The 17,060-nt window shown below is 54.6% G+C and carries 13 protein-coding genes; 10 read left to right on the top strand and 3 right to left on the bottom strand.

The annotated features are described in order from the left end of the window. Window positions 1-425 precede the first annotated feature (425 nt). The 4 genes from B7G66_RS03445 to B7G66_RS03430 all read left to right on the top strand — a co-directional run bounded on the left by B7G66_RS03445 (window position 426) and on the right by B7G66_RS03430 (window position 6,223). On the top strand, window positions 426-2,753 hold the full coding sequence (locus B7G66_RS03445) for a TonB-dependent receptor (protein ID WP_048858847.1): 2,328 nt from the start codon (window positions 426-428) through the stop codon (window positions 2,751-2,753). Between the two features lie 87 nt (window positions 2,754-2,840). Beyond that, the gene (locus B7G66_RS03440) at window positions 2,841-4,178 is read left to right on the top strand and encodes an MFS transporter (RefSeq protein ID WP_003619219.1); all 1,338 of its coding nucleotides are present in this window, start codon (window positions 2,841-2,843) and stop codon (window positions 4,176-4,178) included. 49 nt (window positions 4,179-4,227) lie between these two features. Beyond that, complete coding sequence (locus B7G66_RS03435; RefSeq protein WP_003619221.1) at window positions 4,228-5,193, top strand: cupin domain-containing protein; 966 nt, start codon at window positions 4,228-4,230, stop codon at window positions 5,191-5,193. A 205-nt stretch (window positions 5,194-5,398) separates the two neighbouring features. Then, window positions 5,399-6,223, top strand: coding sequence for an IclR family transcriptional regulator (locus B7G66_RS03430; RefSeq protein ID WP_080545428.1), 825 nt, complete (start codon window positions 5,399-5,401; stop codon window positions 6,221-6,223). 9 nt (window positions 6,224-6,232) lie between these two features. On the opposite strand, the gene B7G66_RS03425 is transcribed toward B7G66_RS03430, so the two are convergent. Next, on the bottom strand, window positions 6,233-7,072 hold the full coding sequence (locus tag B7G66_RS03425) for an alpha/beta fold hydrolase (RefSeq protein WP_003619225.1): 840 nt from the start codon (window positions 7,070-7,072) through the stop codon (window positions 6,233-6,235). Continuing rightward, entirely contained in the window at window positions 7,069-7,995 is a 927-nt protein-coding gene (locus tag B7G66_RS03420; protein WP_003619227.1) for a cupin domain-containing protein, read from the bottom strand. Before B7G66_RS03420 ends, B7G66_RS03425 begins: the two co-directional genes overlap by 4 nt. A gap of 489 nt (window positions 7,996-8,484) precedes the next feature. On the opposite strand from B7G66_RS03420, the gene B7G66_RS03415 reads away from it, so the two are divergent. Genes B7G66_RS03415 through B7G66_RS03395 form a run of 5 tightly spaced genes read left to right on the top strand, consistent with a single transcriptional unit; the run spans window position 8,485 to window position 14,218 of the window. Beyond that, window positions 8,485-9,357, top strand: a complete 873-nt coding sequence (locus B7G66_RS03415) for an IclR family transcriptional regulator (RefSeq protein WP_003619229.1) — start codon at window positions 8,485-8,487, stop codon at window positions 9,355-9,357. Further along, window positions 9,344-10,162, top strand: a complete 819-nt coding sequence (locus B7G66_RS03410) for an SDR family oxidoreductase (RefSeq protein ID WP_237700333.1) — start codon at window positions 9,344-9,346, stop codon at window positions 10,160-10,162. The genes B7G66_RS03415 and B7G66_RS03410 overlap by 14 nt, the downstream gene beginning before the upstream one ends. Before the next feature lie 13 nt (window positions 10,163-10,175). Further along, entirely contained in the window at window positions 10,176-11,864 is a 1,689-nt protein-coding gene (locus tag B7G66_RS03405) for a thiamine pyrophosphate-binding protein (RefSeq protein WP_003619233.1), read from the top strand. A gap of 8 nt (window positions 11,865-11,872) precedes the next feature. Further along, on the top strand, window positions 11,873-12,697 hold the full coding sequence (locus tag B7G66_RS03400) for an aspartate dehydrogenase (RefSeq protein WP_040511813.1): 825 nt from the start codon (window positions 11,873-11,875) through the stop codon (window positions 12,695-12,697). Window positions 12,698-12,715: 18 nt separating this feature from the next. Then, window positions 12,716-14,218: an aldehyde dehydrogenase family protein gene (locus tag B7G66_RS03395; protein ID WP_040510669.1), complete on the top strand. Its 1,503-nt coding sequence runs from the start codon at window positions 12,716-12,718 to the stop codon at window positions 14,216-14,218. A gap of 290 nt (window positions 14,219-14,508) precedes the next feature. Here B7G66_RS03395 and B7G66_RS18945 read toward each other — a convergent pair whose 3' ends face one another. After that, window positions 14,509-14,637: a hypothetical protein gene (locus B7G66_RS18945; protein ID WP_003619237.1), complete on the bottom strand. Its 129-nt coding sequence runs from the start codon at window positions 14,635-14,637 to the stop codon at window positions 14,509-14,511. 221 nt (window positions 14,638-14,858) lie between these two features. Here B7G66_RS18945 and B7G66_RS03390 point away from each other — a divergent pair, with 221 nt between their 5' ends. Further along, entirely contained in the window at window positions 14,859-17,021 is a 2,163-nt protein-coding gene (locus tag B7G66_RS03390; protein ID WP_003619239.1) for an alpha-ketoacid dehydrogenase subunit alpha/beta, read from the top strand. Window positions 17,022-17,060: the final 39 nt, after the last annotated feature.

The following is a 17,060-nucleotide window of genomic DNA, read 5'->3' as shown; positions in this document are numbered from 1 at the left end:
CATCATATAAAATAAAACCATAAATATAAAAGAAAGATCTGTTCATATATGGCCAGATGGCGGCGTATCGCCATGCATCTGTTCATGTTGCGCTTATGCTGCACAGCTTGGATTAATATGTTTTGGTAAAGAAATATAATTGACAAGCAAAGTAGCGAATACATAACATATTTGAAGCACATGTTCATATATGAACAAGTTTGCAGCCAATGCAATTGTTTTGAGTTCCGTAAGCGCCGATTTCCATAAGGATGGTTCCTGCTGTCTTTTTTGGCTTTCAGTTTGCGTCTTCGTTCTCTCTGTCCGTTATTTAGTTGATCATTGCGAGGATGATACAAATGCGTAATTTTTCCCGTCAGGAGAGGTGTCGAATTCCTCTGGTCAGCATGACAACCGCGTGTGCGCTTGCGGCACTTTTATCTAATATGCCTTCGGAAATGCAGGCCGCGGAGAAGCGCAAGACCCCTACGGATTCGGCGGCGCCATCGCATGAAAAATCTGCGGCCACGACGGAAAAGACCACGGCCCCATCCGGGCAGATGGAACATATCCGTGTCGTACGCAGTACCATACGGTCCAGTAATGGCGTCACCGGGACCGCATTGGGGGGCGGATTGATGACGCGCCAGCATGAGGCCCGTTCGGTCCAGACCATTTCGCGCGATTATATCTCCAAGCAGGCCCCCACACAGAATCCGATTACGTTGATGTCGATGAACCCTGGGGCCAATGTTGTCAGTGCCGACCCTTATGGGTTGTCAATGTCGCAGATCCGCATACGTGGACTTGATAGTAGTGAAATCGGCTGGCTTTTCGAGGGCATGCCACGAAACAACTCCGCCACAAACCTGATGTTCGGGAACGAGGTCGCAGATGCGGAAAATCTGCAAAGTCTTGTAACGCAGCCCGGTTCGGCGAATTATGACACACCCACGATGTCTGCTTCGGGGGGCATGTCGCAGATTTTCATGATTGATCCTTCGCATCATCGCGGGGGCTATGTTGATTTCGCCTATGGCACCTACAAAACCAACCGGGAGTTCATTCGCCTTGAATCTGGCGATATCGGCAGGACAGGTGTCCGTGCATGGTTGTCCTTTTCCCACACAGATTCGGATTCATGGCGTGGTTCAGGTGACAATGAACGCCAGCACCTTGATTTCAAGCTTGTGAAGGATTTTCATAATAACAGCCGGATCGCACTTGCCGTCGCCTATGATAACCAGGTTATCCAGAACCTTCTGTTTCCCACCAAGGCGCAGTTTGACAAATTGGGGGCCAGTGCCAACTATAGCTCCACCTACACTCCGGGGAGTACCTCATATTATAAACAGCATCTGCTGCCGTATAATGACGTGATCGTCAGTGCGCCGAGTGTCTGGAACATTGATACTGCAGGGCATTTCCGTATCGATGAAACCCCGTATTTCTTTTATGGCTGGGGTCCTGTCGATGGTGCGGTTAACCTCAACCTTAACAATCCGGTTTATTCCGGGACACAGAAAGTCTTTATCAATAAGGTCACCAGCGGTTTTAGCCAGGATGCTACGACAGGTGTTGCGTCCACCGCGCAGGTGTCGCAGATGTTCCGTCCCGGAAGCGTGACAAAATTCACATGGAAGCAGGGCCATAATACCCTGTCCGCAGGGTTCTGGTATGAATGGATGTCCAACCATTCATTGGGAAGCGTCACGCGGATGGATCAGACAACCGGCGTGCCTGCGAATATGTGGGGCAACAGCTATTATCTGAATACGACCGGAGGTCAGCGCTTATATACGCGAAACACCATGACCTATTCACAGACTTACATGATGTTCATTGGTGATACGCTGAAGCTCCTGAAGGACAGGCTGACGCTGAGCGCCGGATTCAAGTATACGTACCTGAACCGGGATGGATATAATTACCTTGAGCAGGGAAACCAGCGCAAACATGTCCTGTATCAGGTTCCAACCCCATATTTTTCAGCGCATTACAACATTGATTCACATCAGCAGATCTATGTTGCCGGTTCGACAAATTTCCATGTTCCCTCTGATTCCAATATGTATAATCTCTATAATCTCACCAGTGGTACCCTTAGCACCGGCATAAGCTCCCAGAAGTCGGAATATAGCATCGAAGAAGAACTTGGATATCGCTATCAGAACCATATTTTTGCGGCAGATGTCTCATTCTTCAATTACAACTTTACCAACCGGCAGCTTGCCCTTCCGGTCTGGCAGAATGATACCCTTGTTTCTGAAAATGTGAACGCGGGTGGTCAGACGTCCCGCGGGGTCGATGTGCAGATCGGGATGGCACCTTTCCATCATTTCCGTCCCTATGTGTCTTTTGAATATCTTTATGCCCGGATGGACAATAATCTGGCGTATGGCACGACCGTCCTCAATACAAAAGGAAAAACGGCGATCGGATCGCCACACTATCAGGGGGCTCTGGGGATAGATTACGATGATGGAAGAATTTTCGGGAACCTGAACCTGCGTTACACCGGAAGGCAATATTCAACATTCATGGATGATGAAAGTATCCCGGGTTATATCACCGATAACATCACCCTTGGCTATCGCTTCCCCAAGCTTGCGTTCCTTAAGGTGCCGCAACTTCAGGTTAACCTTCAGAACCTGACCAACAGCATGTACAGGACCGGCATCTACACCTTTACGCCCAGTGCAAAGATCAGTGCCCCGACCTATTACATCAATCCCGGCTTTGCCGCATTGTTTACATTCAGTTCCTCGTTCTGATGCGCACTGCGTGCTGCCTGCCGCAGGGGGGGGGCAGCACGGGCATGTTGTAAAAACCATGGATAAGGCAATCGGGTGTCCATAATAATGAATGCTGATGACGGGAGTGTTGCCGAATGTATTGCCCGCCTCGAAAGCCCATCTTCGGACGGTTGGCGGCATCGGGTGCGTCTGGTCGTTGGAATGGCAACTTTCCTTGATTCCTTCGATATATTCTCGATTGCCTTCGTCATGCCGGTAATGGCGCCCCTGTGGCATCTTTCACCCGTGCAGGTGGGGATGGTGTTCTCTATCGGTTTTCTGGGGCAGATGATCGGGTCTGTGGTATTCGGTTTTTTTTCAGAACGTTACGGTCGTATTCGTGCACTTTCGGTTGCTGTGTTTATATTCGCGGTGGCCACACTCCTCTCCGCGCTGGTGCAGTCCGCAGCGCAGTTCGAGGCCCTGCGGTTCATACAGGGGCTGGGACTGGGCGGGCATGTGCCGATTGCCGCGACCTATATAACAGAGATCTCCCGTCAGGCCGGACGGGGCAGGTTTGTCCTGCTTTATGAAAGCATTTTTGCGGTTGGCAATGTGCTGGCCGCGGTTATCTGCCGTATATTCCTGGCGGCTTTCGGCTGGCAGTCGATATTCTGGCTTTCTGGTGTGGCTGGTGTGCTGCTCCTGCCGTTTGTCATGCGCCTGCCGGAATCGCCACGCTGGTTATGCGCGCGCGGGCAGGCGCGTTATGCCCTTGATCTGGTCCGTGGTCTTGAGACGGGCAAGCCGCAGGGCCCTGGCCCGTTGCCTGCACCGGTCCATGGTGGGGCTGCTGGTTGCCTGCACGTGCCCTTATTCCTGCCGCGCGATAGCCTGCGCCTGCTGCTGTTGACCGTTCCGTTATGGTTCGCGCTGGGGTTACTTAATTATGGGCTCGCGACGTGGTTGCCCATCATCTACACACGTCAATTCAGACTGCCTGTGTCCGATGCACTGGATTATAGCATCATTCGCAGTGTCATCATCTTTATCGGCACGATCGCGTGCAGTTTGGCCATCGACGCCATCGGACGTCGCAAGATCGTAATGGGGGGCTTCCTCTGTGCGGCATTGCCACTTGTTGCCCTGGCACTCATGGGTAGCGCGATGACCGCTGGGTGGGTATTTTTCATGACCCTTATCACCAGTTTCTTTGTCGCTGTCCTTATGCTGGCTGTTTATCTCTATACCCCCGAACTCTGTCCCGCGCAGGCGCGGGGTGCGTTTACCGGGTTTAATGCCGCCGTTCTGAGGTTTGCGTCCATGATTGCGCCCGGTGCGGTGGGACTGGGCATGAGCCACGGTTCCATTGCCGGGGTGTTCATGCTTTTCGCCGCTGTTGGCCTGATGGTCAGCGGCATAAGTTTCGTAATGGCTCGGGAGACCCGGCATCTGGTTATGTGATGCCATTGCCGTGACCCTGTCCCGACCTTTTTCGCAGGATATCAGGTTAATGACAGATTCCGCTGACACATGCGTGCATATGCAGATCAGTCTGGATCAGCATATCGGGCGTTTTGCCGATAAGGTTTTTGATTGGGAAGCTTTTCCGGCCAATATTGGTTATGCCGAACTGGCGCGCGGGCAGATGCGCTATATCGGGGGAGGGGGATCCCCTAAAGTTTCAGACAGGACGACCCTTCCTCCCACGCATTTTACCCTCAGCCTGCTGGAGGAGGAGACCGGTACCTATGCGGCCGGACATTCGCACGAAATCGAGGAATCTTTTCTTGTGCTGGAGGGGGAGTTGACGGTGGGATGGGAAAAAGACGGCTCCGTCATCGAGGCGACTTTGGGGCCGCTGGATATGGTCCAGAATCTGCGCGATGTTCCACATGGGTTTCGTAATGATGGTGCGCAGAAGGTGCTGATGTCCGTGACCGTTGATTCCGGGCGTCCCCTGCCGCCACATAACGTTTTCCATCCGGCACAGGTCGAGGGTACGGTGGCCCGCGCATTTGGCGCGCGACCGGGATGTACGGTGCGGGAGGGAACGCTGACCGACAGTCCGCTGCACACCCTGATCGCACCGTATCTGGTGCGTTTCGCTGACAGCCATCAGATCACGGAGGCCGCAGGTTTTGAACGCCGGGTGTATGTCGGCGTGGGGGGCGCACCAGCCACAGCGGTGCGCAAGGAATTGTTCATCATTCCCCCCGGATGTGCGATCATGGCAATTACGCGGCCAGTAGAAGAGGCCATGCTTGTGATCGCAGGGGCGCTTGTCGTGGGCTGGCAGTCGGCGGCGGGTGGTGTGGAACGACGCCTGGGACGGCATGACCTCGTGCTGGCGCCAATGGGGCAGGCACATTATTTCCGCAATGACGGGGATGTGACGGCAGTGGCGTGGGTTGTGATTGGCGGGGTGGACGCGGACGATTTCGTATATTCCACAGCCATGGAGCGTGTCGCGTCGTAACAGGGCATCGCGGTTTAGAAATACGTGCAGGCCGGGAATATGGGCATGTCGATCAGTATGAAGCGATCATGCGGGTTTTTGAATCATAATCCCCGGCAGGACGAAAGCCGCAATATATTGCAGGACATGGGTAAGGGGATTTTGGGTGTTTAATCCCGGAAAAGTGGGACTGGTAAAAAATTTTATCACGGCCTAGGATCGGTATATGGTTATGCCCACCGATCTTTCGTCGCCTGAGTGTGCCGTCGATGGCGCGGTCGTTGATGACCGCTATATTGTCCCTGGCCTTGTGCGTGGGCTGGCGCTTCTTGAATGTTTCGGGGCGGAACGACAGGAACTGTCAATTGCCGAGATGGTGCGTATGACAGGCCTGTCGCGCGCCACCGCCTTTCGCCTGACCTACACACTGGACATGTTGGGTTATCTGGAGCGTGTCGGCAGCGGCAGGACATATCGCCTTGGGACCAAGGTGCTGTCATTGGGATATAGCCTGCTGGCCGGTCGGGATCTGGTGGATATCGCGACGCCATTTCTGGAACGGCTGCGTGACGAGACGCGGTGTTCCACCCACCTTGTCGTCCGTGAAGGCAAGGATATCGTGTATCTGGCGCGCTGTGCGGGAAATACGCGACTGATCAGTGGCATTACTGTCGGCACGCGCTTTCCTGCCTATGCCACCGTGACGGGGCGGGCGATCCTTGCACATCTGCCCATGGCTGAAGTCGTCATGGAATATGAAAAACATGCTTTTCACCACTACACCCCGTCCACGGTCGGGACGCTTGGCGAACTGGTGAGTCAGTTGGAGTTGGATCGTAATCGCCCCAGCCTTGTCAGTTGGGGATATTTTGAACCGGATGTCGCGACGATTGCCGTGCCGATCCGTAATCGGGCAGGTAAGGTGGAGGCTGCGATTAATGCGACCTGCCCGCTTGATACCTATTCACGGGAAGAATTTGAAACCCGGATATGCGCCGCAGTGGAACGTACGGTACGCGATATTTCACGCGCGATGGGATATCTGTCGTAATCTCCTGCTTCAGGCGGGAGGGGATTTGCAGAATTCCTCCAGAACCTTGTTAAAGGTTTCGGGATATTCGTAATAAGACGCATGTCCCGCCTGTTCCATGATCCGCAGGATACAGCCCGGCACGGCAGTGGTGATTTCTTGTATTGCACGCATGGGCACGATCACATCCTCGCGGCCGGTCATGATGTAGACTGGTCGTTGTAGTCCCCGCAGATCCTGTATCAGGTTCCCGGTTGCCAGAAGATGCACCGCCTGTGTGTATCCTGCCACTGATACCCGGCCCATTGCGGCCACTGCTCCGGCAATCTGTTGTGCTGTTGCCTGCGGGGACAGGGTGCGTCGGGCGCGTTGAGCGGCCATTCCTGCCGGTCCCAGGCGGGTTATATCGTCAATCCGGCCCTGCAATGCCGGCGGAAAGGGGCTGTTGGGCGGCAGCCCCAGTCCGCTTGCCGGTGCAGAAAGGATCAGGTTTGCCACGCGGGATGGGATGCGCAAAGCCATGCGGGCAGCCGTCAGTGCGCCCAGAGAATGCCCCACCAGATCACATTGCTTTATGCCGTTATTGTCTAGCAGGCTGCTCAGAATATCTGCATAATCATCAACGACGGGGCGTTCCATGGGAAAAGGCACACTTTCGGCATAACCGGGAGCGTTCCATGCGATAACCTGTCGTCGGGTGCCAAATGAGGTTAGTTGTGCCTGCCATGACCGGGCGTCGGAGCCGATACCATGTAGCAGTACAAGGGGACGTAACATCGCCTCCTGTGCTGGCATGGCGTGTGCCCAGCTTATGTTCAATGGCCCGTTGCGCAAACCCTGCAGAAGGGTGGAGCGGATGTCATATGTCATGACTGTGCCTCGAACTGGATATCATTGGGCTGTGCGGTGCCGATAACGCAAAGCAGCGTAACAGGGGTAAGTTCATTATTGCGGAAATAGTGACGACGCCCGGCGGGTGTAAGGATGACATCGCGTGGGCCGATCTGCTGCTCCACGCATATGCCGTCTTCCTCCCACCCAACGGTAATGTGACCCTCTAGCACCAGGAAGGCTTCTTCCACGTCACGGCAGTAAGGCCTGACCCCGACGAAGGGTGGAATCAGAAACATCTCCTTACGCACGGTCGTCGCCTTCACACCGCCTTCACCCACATAAATCTTGCGTCCAAACCCTGCGGGCAGCCAGTGCGTTTTCTGGTTGTCATACCGGATGACATTGCGGGCCATCAGTTCACGCAACGGGAGTTCATCTGCCGATGTCAGCAGATGCGTATGCCCAGGCTGTGCGCCAAAGGCCGCCGCAAGTTCCGCGCTGGTATCCTTTGGGTGGTAAAGATAGCGTGGTGGTAGTGGTTTTCCAGCCCCGACCATGACCGACAGCATGACAGGTTCTATGCCTGAATTACGAAAACCATGTGCTATGTCACGGGCATTCAGTATCATATCCTTGGGGCCAAGTGCGACTTCTACCACTTCACCCTCTGATTCCCATCCAACGGTCAGCACGCCGGACAGGATGAAGAAGGCTTCTTCGATTTCATGGGCGTGGCATGCCGCAAATTTCCCCGGTTCCTTATAAATCAGGCTCATGGTGAAATGTTCAGGGCGTAACGTGGTGGTATCGCCATTTTTGGGCGAGCCACCAGATCCGATCATGCGCATCTGTGCGCGGGCCAGTTCCGGGTATCCGGCGTTTGATGGGAAGGCATTCCAATCAAACTGTCGCGTTGCATAACGTTGTATGTGGCCTTGGAAATCGTCTTGCAGGGACATGTTCTGAACTCCTGACCTGCCGGCCTTATGCCGGGATTGGATCGGGTGATGAGGGTGCGTGATGGAGGCTTTCAGTCTTTGTGTAAGCCGCCTGCCACACGCCGATAATTGTTCATAATATAACCATAGGTTCGTATTCAATCAAATATATGGATCGGAGTCTGTGTGGAAATCTGACAGAATTTGCAGGAATTCGTCTGAATGGACGTTGCCTTGTATATGCCTAAAAATGAATATTATGTTGTTAAATAAAGAAAAATAAATGGAATTTGTCTTTAATGACGCTGGTTGTCATTCCAATGATGTGATGCCGAAATAAGTTGATCGAGATATTTATCTGGGATATAAAATGTTCATATAGTGATTAAATGTTCAAATATGAACATATTTGCGATGCGCTGACTTGCTTACAAAAGCATGTGCTTGTGTGCGTAAGTTACGGGCAGGGCTGCTGCAGGATTGTCTGGACATGAAAGGCGTGGCTGCGAAATGGACGAATATGGGCAGGATATGCACGAAGTCACCGTGGTCAGGCCGGAGGGGGAAAGTCATTACCTGTCCCCGCCGGTACAACGTGCCTGCCGGCTTTTGCGATATATTGCAGAGGGTGGTTCATTTGCGAACATCAGGGCCGTTGCAACGCAACTTGACATAAGTCGTACTACATTGCTGCGGCTTTTGCATACGTTCGAGGCCGAACGTTTTATCGAAAAGGTCTCTGGCGGTGGGGATTACCAGATTGGTATCGACCTGGTCGGCATGGTGGGCGACCACGCCTATGGGCAGGACCTTGTGCGGATCGGCATGCCGGTGATCGCCCGGCTTGCGGAGGAAACCGGACTGTCAGCGCATCTTGGGGTTCTGGATGGTCTGGATGCCATGTACCTTGCCCGTCGGGTGCCAAATGTCCCGTTGGCCAGCAATATTACGGTGGGTTCGCGTATCAGCGCACATGCAACCACACTGGGTCGTGCGATCCTTGCCGTCATGGATGCAGAGACAGTGCGGGCAATGTATGCGGGATGTGTGCTTGGGCAATATACGGACATGACACCAACCACCTGGGAAAGCCTTGAGGCACGCCTTCGGGCGGAGCGCGAGATGGGATATTCTGTCAGTGATGGTATCTACAGCAATGGGGTCAGTTCTGTCGCAGCACCCATTTTCGGGCATGGTCACAAGGTTCTGGCCGCGCTGAATGTGACTGGTCCTACCTCCTTGTTCAAGATGTCTCTTCGCAGGGAAACACAGATCATCGAACAGGTCTGCAAGGCTGCGCATACATTGTCGGTGCGTATCGGTGATCGTGAAGAGGCTGCGCCACCAGTCGGCAGCCATTGTGACCTGCATGTCGGAAGATGACGGGGGTATTCCTATGAACATGGGATTGAATGACCGCGTTGCCGTCGTGACGGGAGGATCATCGGGGATCGGGCTGGCGACGGCGCGTGAACTGCTGCGTAATGGCGCTTATGTAGCCATCTGTGGTCGTGACGCCAATCGGTTGGCCCATGCCCATGCCGAATTGGTAGGTCTTGCAGGGGCGGGACGGGTATTGGCTGTTCAATGCGATGTTCTGGAAAGCGGGCAGGTGCAGGCATTGCATGATGCGGTGATGGCGTGGCGTGGTGGGTGCCATCTGCTGGTCAATAATGCGGGCCAAGGGCGTGTTTCCACATTTGCGGATACGGATGATGCAGGGTGGCGCGAAGAGCTTGATTTAAAATTCTTCAGTCAGATAAACACGATCAGGGCATTTCGTAAAACCCTGTCCCATGATGGCGCAGGGGCTATTGTGGCGGTGAACTCATTGCTGGCATATCAGCCGGAACCCCATATGGTATGCACTTCGGCGGCACGTGCCGGGGTGCAGAATCTTTTGAAATCGCTTGCATGCGAACTGGCGCCTGCCATCCGGGTCAATTCGGTTGTGGTCGGGTTGATTGAATCCGGTCAATGGCGACGGCGTTTCGAAGTGCGGGCCAACCGCAATCTTGGTTATGACGCATGGCTCGCTGATGTCGCAGCGCGCAGGACTATACCGCTGGGCCGGTTGGGAAAACCGGAAGATGTGGCTCAGGCGATCGTATTTCTTGGCTCTTCCGCTGCGCATTATATTACCGGTGCCCGAATTGAGGTCTCAGGCGGTCTTTCACGCCAGATATGATGGAAAACACTTCATGGTGAATGCAATGACCGGGGAGGTTCCCGATACGGGGATGTCCGTGGGCGAACAGGTTGCGCAATGGTTGGAGACAATCGGGGTTACGACCGTGTTCGGCGTTATTTCGATCCATAACATGCCAATACTGGACGCATTATATCAAAAGGGCTGCATCCGTTTTGTTCCCGCGCGGGGGGAGGCAGGTGCAATGAACATGGCCGATGCCTATGCCCGTGTCAGCGGATGTCTGGGGGTGGTGATTACCAGTACCGGCACGGCTGCAGGGAATGCAGCAGGCAGCCAGGTAGAGGCCCTGACCGCCTGTTCACCGGTGCTGCATATCACGACGCAGGTTGATCGCCCCCTGATGGATCGCGACCGTGCGGCCATTCATGATGTGCCGCACCAGCCCGTCATGCTGCGTGGTGTATCCAAATCCGTGTTCCGTGTGTGGGAAGCACGAACCCTTCTGCCGATGCTGGCGGCGGCGGCGGCGGCGGCGCTCAGCGCCCCCATGGGGCCGGTCTCCATTGAAATCCCGATTGATGTCCAGCGTGAACGTGCTGCTGTTCCCCTCTATATGCCGCGTCCATATGTTGCGCCAGTTATCCCCGATCCGGTGGCGCTTGATCACTTTGCGACAATGTTGCGCCGCGCGCGACGGCCCGTCCTGTGGTTGGGTGGGGGGGCAAGGAAGGCCATGGCTCAGGCTGTCTTGCTGGCGGATCGGGGATGCGCTGTCGTGACCAGCACGAACGGGCGGGCTATCGTGCCAGAAAACCATCCGGCCACGTTGGGGGCATTCAATATGTCTCTATCGGCACAGGAAATCTATGCACGTTCTGACCTTGTCATGATTGTCGGGTCACGCCTGCGTGGAAACGAGACATGTAATAATACAATGCCATTGGGGCAGGCGCGTATACAGGTGGATGCGGATGCAACCCAGGGGGGACGGAATTACGCGGTTGATCTGTTTGTGCATGGCGATGCGCAACTCGTACTACAGGGGGTTGTGGATCGTATTCCTCAAGATCTTGATACAGACAGAAAATTTCTTGAAGATGTCAGGCATGCACGTTATAGCGCCGAGGCAGACCTGCGGCAGGCGCTGGGGCCTTATGCTGTCGTTGCGGATACATTGCGTCATCATGTATCGGAGGAAAAGCTTCCGTTCGTGCGTGATGTCACGATCGCAAATTCCATGTTTGGCAACCGTTATGTGACTTTGGCCGCTCCGAATCTGGGTGTGCATGCGCTTGGCGGTGGCATCGGGCAGGGGATCGCAATGGCGATTGGAGCTGCATGCGCCGCACATTCTAGAAAAACCGTGGCATTGCTGGGGGATGGCGGGGCCATGCTGTATATCGGTGAACTGGCCACGGCTGTTGAGCAGCAGGCCGATATTGTCTTTGTACTGATGAATGACCGGGGATATGGCGTGATCCGCAATATCCAGGATTCCCAGTACGGTGGGCGGCATTGTTATACATTATCGAATACGCCCGATTTTGCAAAACTGTCGGAAGGTATGGGGATGGCTTATCGCCGTGTCGATGATGCGCAGGATTTTCCCGGCACATTTGCACAGACCTTGCGAATGGAAGGACCGGTCTTGCTGGAGGTCGATATGCTTGCGATTGGTCCGTTCGCACGCAGCTTTACGGGCCCCCCCGCAGGTGCCGCTGGCAGTGGTGTGGCCTGATGGGATGCATGCGGGTCAATATGGGGGTGATCGGATGCGGTGCGATGGCCGCCACGATGATGCAGGCCCTGTACGCGGCGGGAATGCGTTTCCCGACCCTGACATTCCTGGTGCCGCAAGGAAGTGCGGAGCGGGTTCGCGACCGTATCGGAACATGGCAGGAGGGCGATACCTGCCCGACGGTCGTGACAACATATGATGCGTTTATGGCGGCCCGTCCCGATATCGTGGTCGAATGTGCCTCACAGCAGGCGGTCACGATGTACGGCGCGGATGTTCTGGCGGCGGGCGTGCCGCTGGTTCTGGCCTCTGTCGGGGCATTGGCTGATGATGATGTGCGTACATCCCTGCAGCGTGCTGCATCTTTTGGCGGCACACGTTATCTGGTTGCGCCAGGTGCGATCGGGGCGCTTGATGTTCTGGTGGCGGCCCGTCTGTCGGGTCTGCGCGAGGTGATCTATCATTCCCGCAAGCCACCACAGGCATGGCGTGGCACACTGGCTGAGCAGAAAATGTCGCTGGATACACTGTCTGTCCCAGAAGTATTTTTTGATGGCACGGCACGTGCCGCAGCCCTGGATTATCCCAAAAATGCCAATGTGGCCGCCGCCATTGCCTTGGCCGGGGTTGGTTTTGAAAAGACCCGTGTCAGGCTGATCGCGGATCCCGGTATTACGGGCAACATCCACGAGATTGTTTTTGATTCAGGGTGTACAACCGTTTCCATCCGTTTGGAGGGACGTGCATCCCCTGATAATCCACGCACTTCCCAGACTGCTGGGTACAGCCTGGCGCGTCTGGTGATAAACCATGTGACATGTGAAGTGATCTGAAAAATCCGGAGCAACGCAATGACGTTACAAGATCCCTTTCCAGAAACGGATATGCCCGATGGCAGGATTTATGTCGGCGGTGAATTCCGTGTTGGTACTGGCGAGGAAATTACGTCCTATTTTCCAGCGGATATGCGGATCAATCGGGTCATGCGTGGTGCGGGAACCGCCGATGCGGCGCTCGCACTCGAACGGGCGCAGGCGGCGGCGATGGCCCCTGCCTGGCGCAACCTCCTTCCCCATCAGCGTGCATCATATCTGTATGAAATTGCGGAGGCACTTGCACGCAATGCTGACAGGATCGCGTGGATACAGACACGTGATACAGGCAAGACCCTGATGGAAACGCGCGCGCTGGCCCAAAGTGCCGCCGCGACATTCCGTTATTATGCCGCCGTTGTGGAGACGCGCGAAGAAGCGATAACGCCAGCCCGTGGCCCTTATATGACACTGTCCTGTTATGAGCCGGTCGGTGTTGTCTGCGCGATTACACCATGGAATTCGCCCATTGCAAGCGATGCGCAGAAAGTGGCCCCCGCGCTGGCGGCAGGCAATGCGGTGGTGCTGAAGACTGCGACATGGACGCCGCTGGTTGCGCTGGAATTCGCACGTATCATTGATACAACCAGCCTGCCGAAAGGTCTGTTTTCAGTATTGCCCGGAAGTGGGGAGATCGTTGGCGAATATCTGGTCAATCATCCCATGGTCAGGCGTATTTCTTTTACCGGTGGCACCCGTGTCGGGCATGCCATCGCCCTGCATGCCGCAAAATGCATGATCCCGGTATCGCTGGAACTGGGTGGGAAATCGCCCACCATCGTATTCGCCGATGCGGATCAGGATGTGGCAATCGCCGGGATTCTTTATGGTATCTTCTCTTCATCAGGACAATCCTGTGTCGCGGGATCACGACTTTTCATCCATGAAGACATATATGAAAGTTTTCTGGAGCGTCTTGTCAGGGCAGCAAAAGGCCTGAAGGTCGGACACCCCTTCGCCCCACAGACTCAGGTTGGGCCGCTGGTTCATGCCGCACATCTGCGCACGGTGGAGGGATGGGTGGAAAAAGCACGTAAGGCGGGTGGTGATATCCTTGCAGGTGGGCGGCGACCGGAAGGCAGCATGTATGATGCAGGGATCTATTACCAGCCGACAGTGATTGCTGGACTGCCAAATACGTCCGAAGCCTGTAGGGAGGAAATATTCGGCCCTGTGCTGACGGTGCAGAAATTCTCTAATGTTGGGGAAGTTATTGCATTGGCCAATGATAATCCTTACGCGTTGGCATGCGGTATATGGACACGTGATAACGTGCAGGCCATGCAGGTGGGGCGGCGTATTACCACTGGCACGGTATGGATCAATACCTATAAGCAGTTTTCCATATCCACGCCTTTTGGCGGAGAGAAGGAAAGCGGCATGGGCAGGGAAAAAGGTCTTCAGGGACTTCTTTCATACATGCGGCAGAAATCCTATTATATTGGTATGTCTGAAATCCCGCATCCTTGGGCCGCGTCATGAGAATGCAGGCGCATTCCCGTTGTTTGAGGACGGCATATCCTGATTTTTTGTATAAAAAATCCAAAAGAAAAATCTGCACAATGTTTCAGATGGCTGATGAACAGGCCCGCTGAAATTGGCAGGACATAACCGCCCATCCCGATGTAATGGCACAACAGATCAACAGCATGTGTCATGGGCAAGCGTCCATCATGGATAATCCGTGCAGATAGTCCATGGTAAAAGGCCTGCCGAAGCAATTCAGGCATTGGACTGCGGTTGCTGGGCATTTCGGAAACTGGACGAAAATTTCAGTTTTCAGTTGGCTTTTCAATTTCCCTTCTGACGGTGTGTTGATCCGGCTTCACGGTCTTTAGCCGCACCACAGCCATGTCATGATCGTGCAGATCGCCATCATAGCGCACCCTGAGCATTTCCATTGTTGGATACCATGGGCGGCTGGCATCTTATTGTGTCAGGAGCCTCTTCCATGGGAAACGCGTGGATATGTTTCGCCACAATGTATCCACTCGGGATGGATATCACCTATTTTTTACATAAAGAACAGTTATATTTATACGAATGTATCCAATTAACTGATACTCGTTGCGGGCAACCTTACCCGCCCGTGTGGGGGGACGTCATATAAGGAACAGGCCTGATGCGCACCATTCCTCTGGAACCCCAGGCATCATGGGTGCAGCTTCGCTCTACTCAGGAAGACTGGGATGCGATGGAACCTGCCATTTTGGATACAATGCTGGTTCGGTTAAGTCTGATACGGGCGTTTGAAGAAAGTGTTCTCGATCTTGCTGGTAGTGGTCTGGTCCATGGGCCAGCCCATTCTTCGATTGGGCAGGAAGGCGGTGCCGTGGGAAGCATTCTTCCCCTGTTGCCGGGGGATCAGGTCAATGGTTCCCATCGTGGTCATCACCAGTTTCTGGCAAAGGCGCTGGGATATGTCGCGCAACATCAACCGCTGACATGCACGGCCCCTTTCGATGGGGCAATCCGGGAAACACTGCATGGTGCCCTTTCTGAAATCATGGGGTTGCGTACCGGGTTCTGCCTGGGACGGGGTGGGTCTATGCACCTGCGATGGGCCGAGGCCGGGGTAACGGGAACAAACGCCATTGTCGGTGGTGGTGTCCCGCTTGCCGCAGGGGCAGCGTGGGCAGACCGCCTGGCTGGGACACACAATGTATCCGTGACCTATTTTGGGGATGGGGCTGTCAATATCGGTTCCGTCCTTGAAACCATGAACCTTGCGGCGGCATGGAAACTGCCGTTGATCTTTTTTATTGAAAACAACCTTTATGCGGTCTCCACCCATGTGAATGAGGCAACGGCCGAAGCGCGATTGTCGTCACGGGGGCTGGCCTTTGGAATTCCTTCATGGCAGGTCGATGGGATGGATCCTGTCGCGACCTTCATGGCGATGAACGAAGCCCTGGCGGTATGTCGGGCGGGCAATGGTCCGGCGGTCATCGAAGCCACAGTTTATCGTTACTTTCACCAAAATGGAAAACTTCCTGGCAGTGCCTTTGGCTATCGTGACAAGAATGAAGAAGCCGCCTGGCGTGAGCGGGACCCGATAGAGCATGTCGGGCGTGAAATGATACGGCGCCAGCTTATCACATCGCAGGACATATCCGACCTGCGTGAACGATGCCGGGCGATTATGGAGAATATATCATCAGAATTGACGATTATGGAAGGGAACCAGCGCAGCATCCGACCTGAGCTTTGGCCTGCAGCATCATTCCGCGATGTCGGGATTCGCAGTGACCTTGGTGAGATCGGTAATCTGCCCATCCTGTCGAAAGATGTTTCATCTGAAGGTAAGAAACGAAAATTTGTTGATATCGTTGCAGATGTCATGAACCGACGTATGGAATGTGACCCCCGTATCGTTGTTCTGGGAGAAGATGTCCATCGTCTCAAAGGTGGCACGAACGGTGCTACACGTGACCTTGCGACGCGCTTTCCTGATCGTGTCTTTGGAACACCAATCAGCGAAAATGCCTTTATGGGCCTTGCAGGCGGCCTTGCCATGGATGGGCGTTTCCGGCCGGTGGTGGAGTTCATGTATCCCGATTTCATGTGGGTGGCGGCTGATCAGGTCTTTAATCAGGTTGGGAAGGCGCGGCATATGTTTGGTGGTGCGATTGATGTTCCCCTTGTCCTGCGTACCAAGGTTGCAATGGGAACGGGATATGGATCGCAGCATTCCATGGACCCCGCTGGTATTTTCGCGACGGCTCCGGGGTGGCGTATTGTCGCACCGTCCTGCCCTGCTGATTATGTGGGGCTGATGAATGCTGCCCTTACGATCAATGATCCCGTTCTGGTTATTGAACATGTTGATCTTTACCAGACCATATCGCCGGAGCCGCATGATCTTGATGGTATTATCCCGCCCGGTTCAGCAGCATTGCGCCGGACCGGGGACAAGGTCACTGTTATTACCTATCTGGCGATGGTTCAGCCCGTAATTGATATCGTGGATGAACTGAATGCGGATGTGGATGTCATTGACCTGCGCTGGCTGGATCGGGCCAGCCTTGATTGGGATACCATAGGGGAAAGTATCCGTAAGACAAACCGTGTACTTCTGGTGGAACAGGGCGCACGTGGGACATCCTATGGCGGCTGGCTGGCAGATGAAATCCAGCGGCGTCTGTTCGACTGGCTGGACAGCCCGGTCATGCGGGTGACGGGGGGAGAAGCTTCGCCCAGCATCTCGAAAGTTCTGGAACGTGCGGCATGTGCCGGACGGGATGACATCAGTATTGCCCTGGGGGAACTGCTCGCGCTCGCCTAGAGCGCACTGCGAATAGCTTGAATCATAGGATTCCCAAAG

The organism is Novacetimonas hansenii JCM 7643 (assembly GCF_000964405.1).
GTDB classification, from domain to species: Bacteria; Pseudomonadota; Alphaproteobacteria; order Acetobacterales; family Acetobacteraceae; genus Novacetimonas; species Novacetimonas hansenii.
This window is presented reverse-complemented; position numbering and strand designations above follow the sequence as displayed.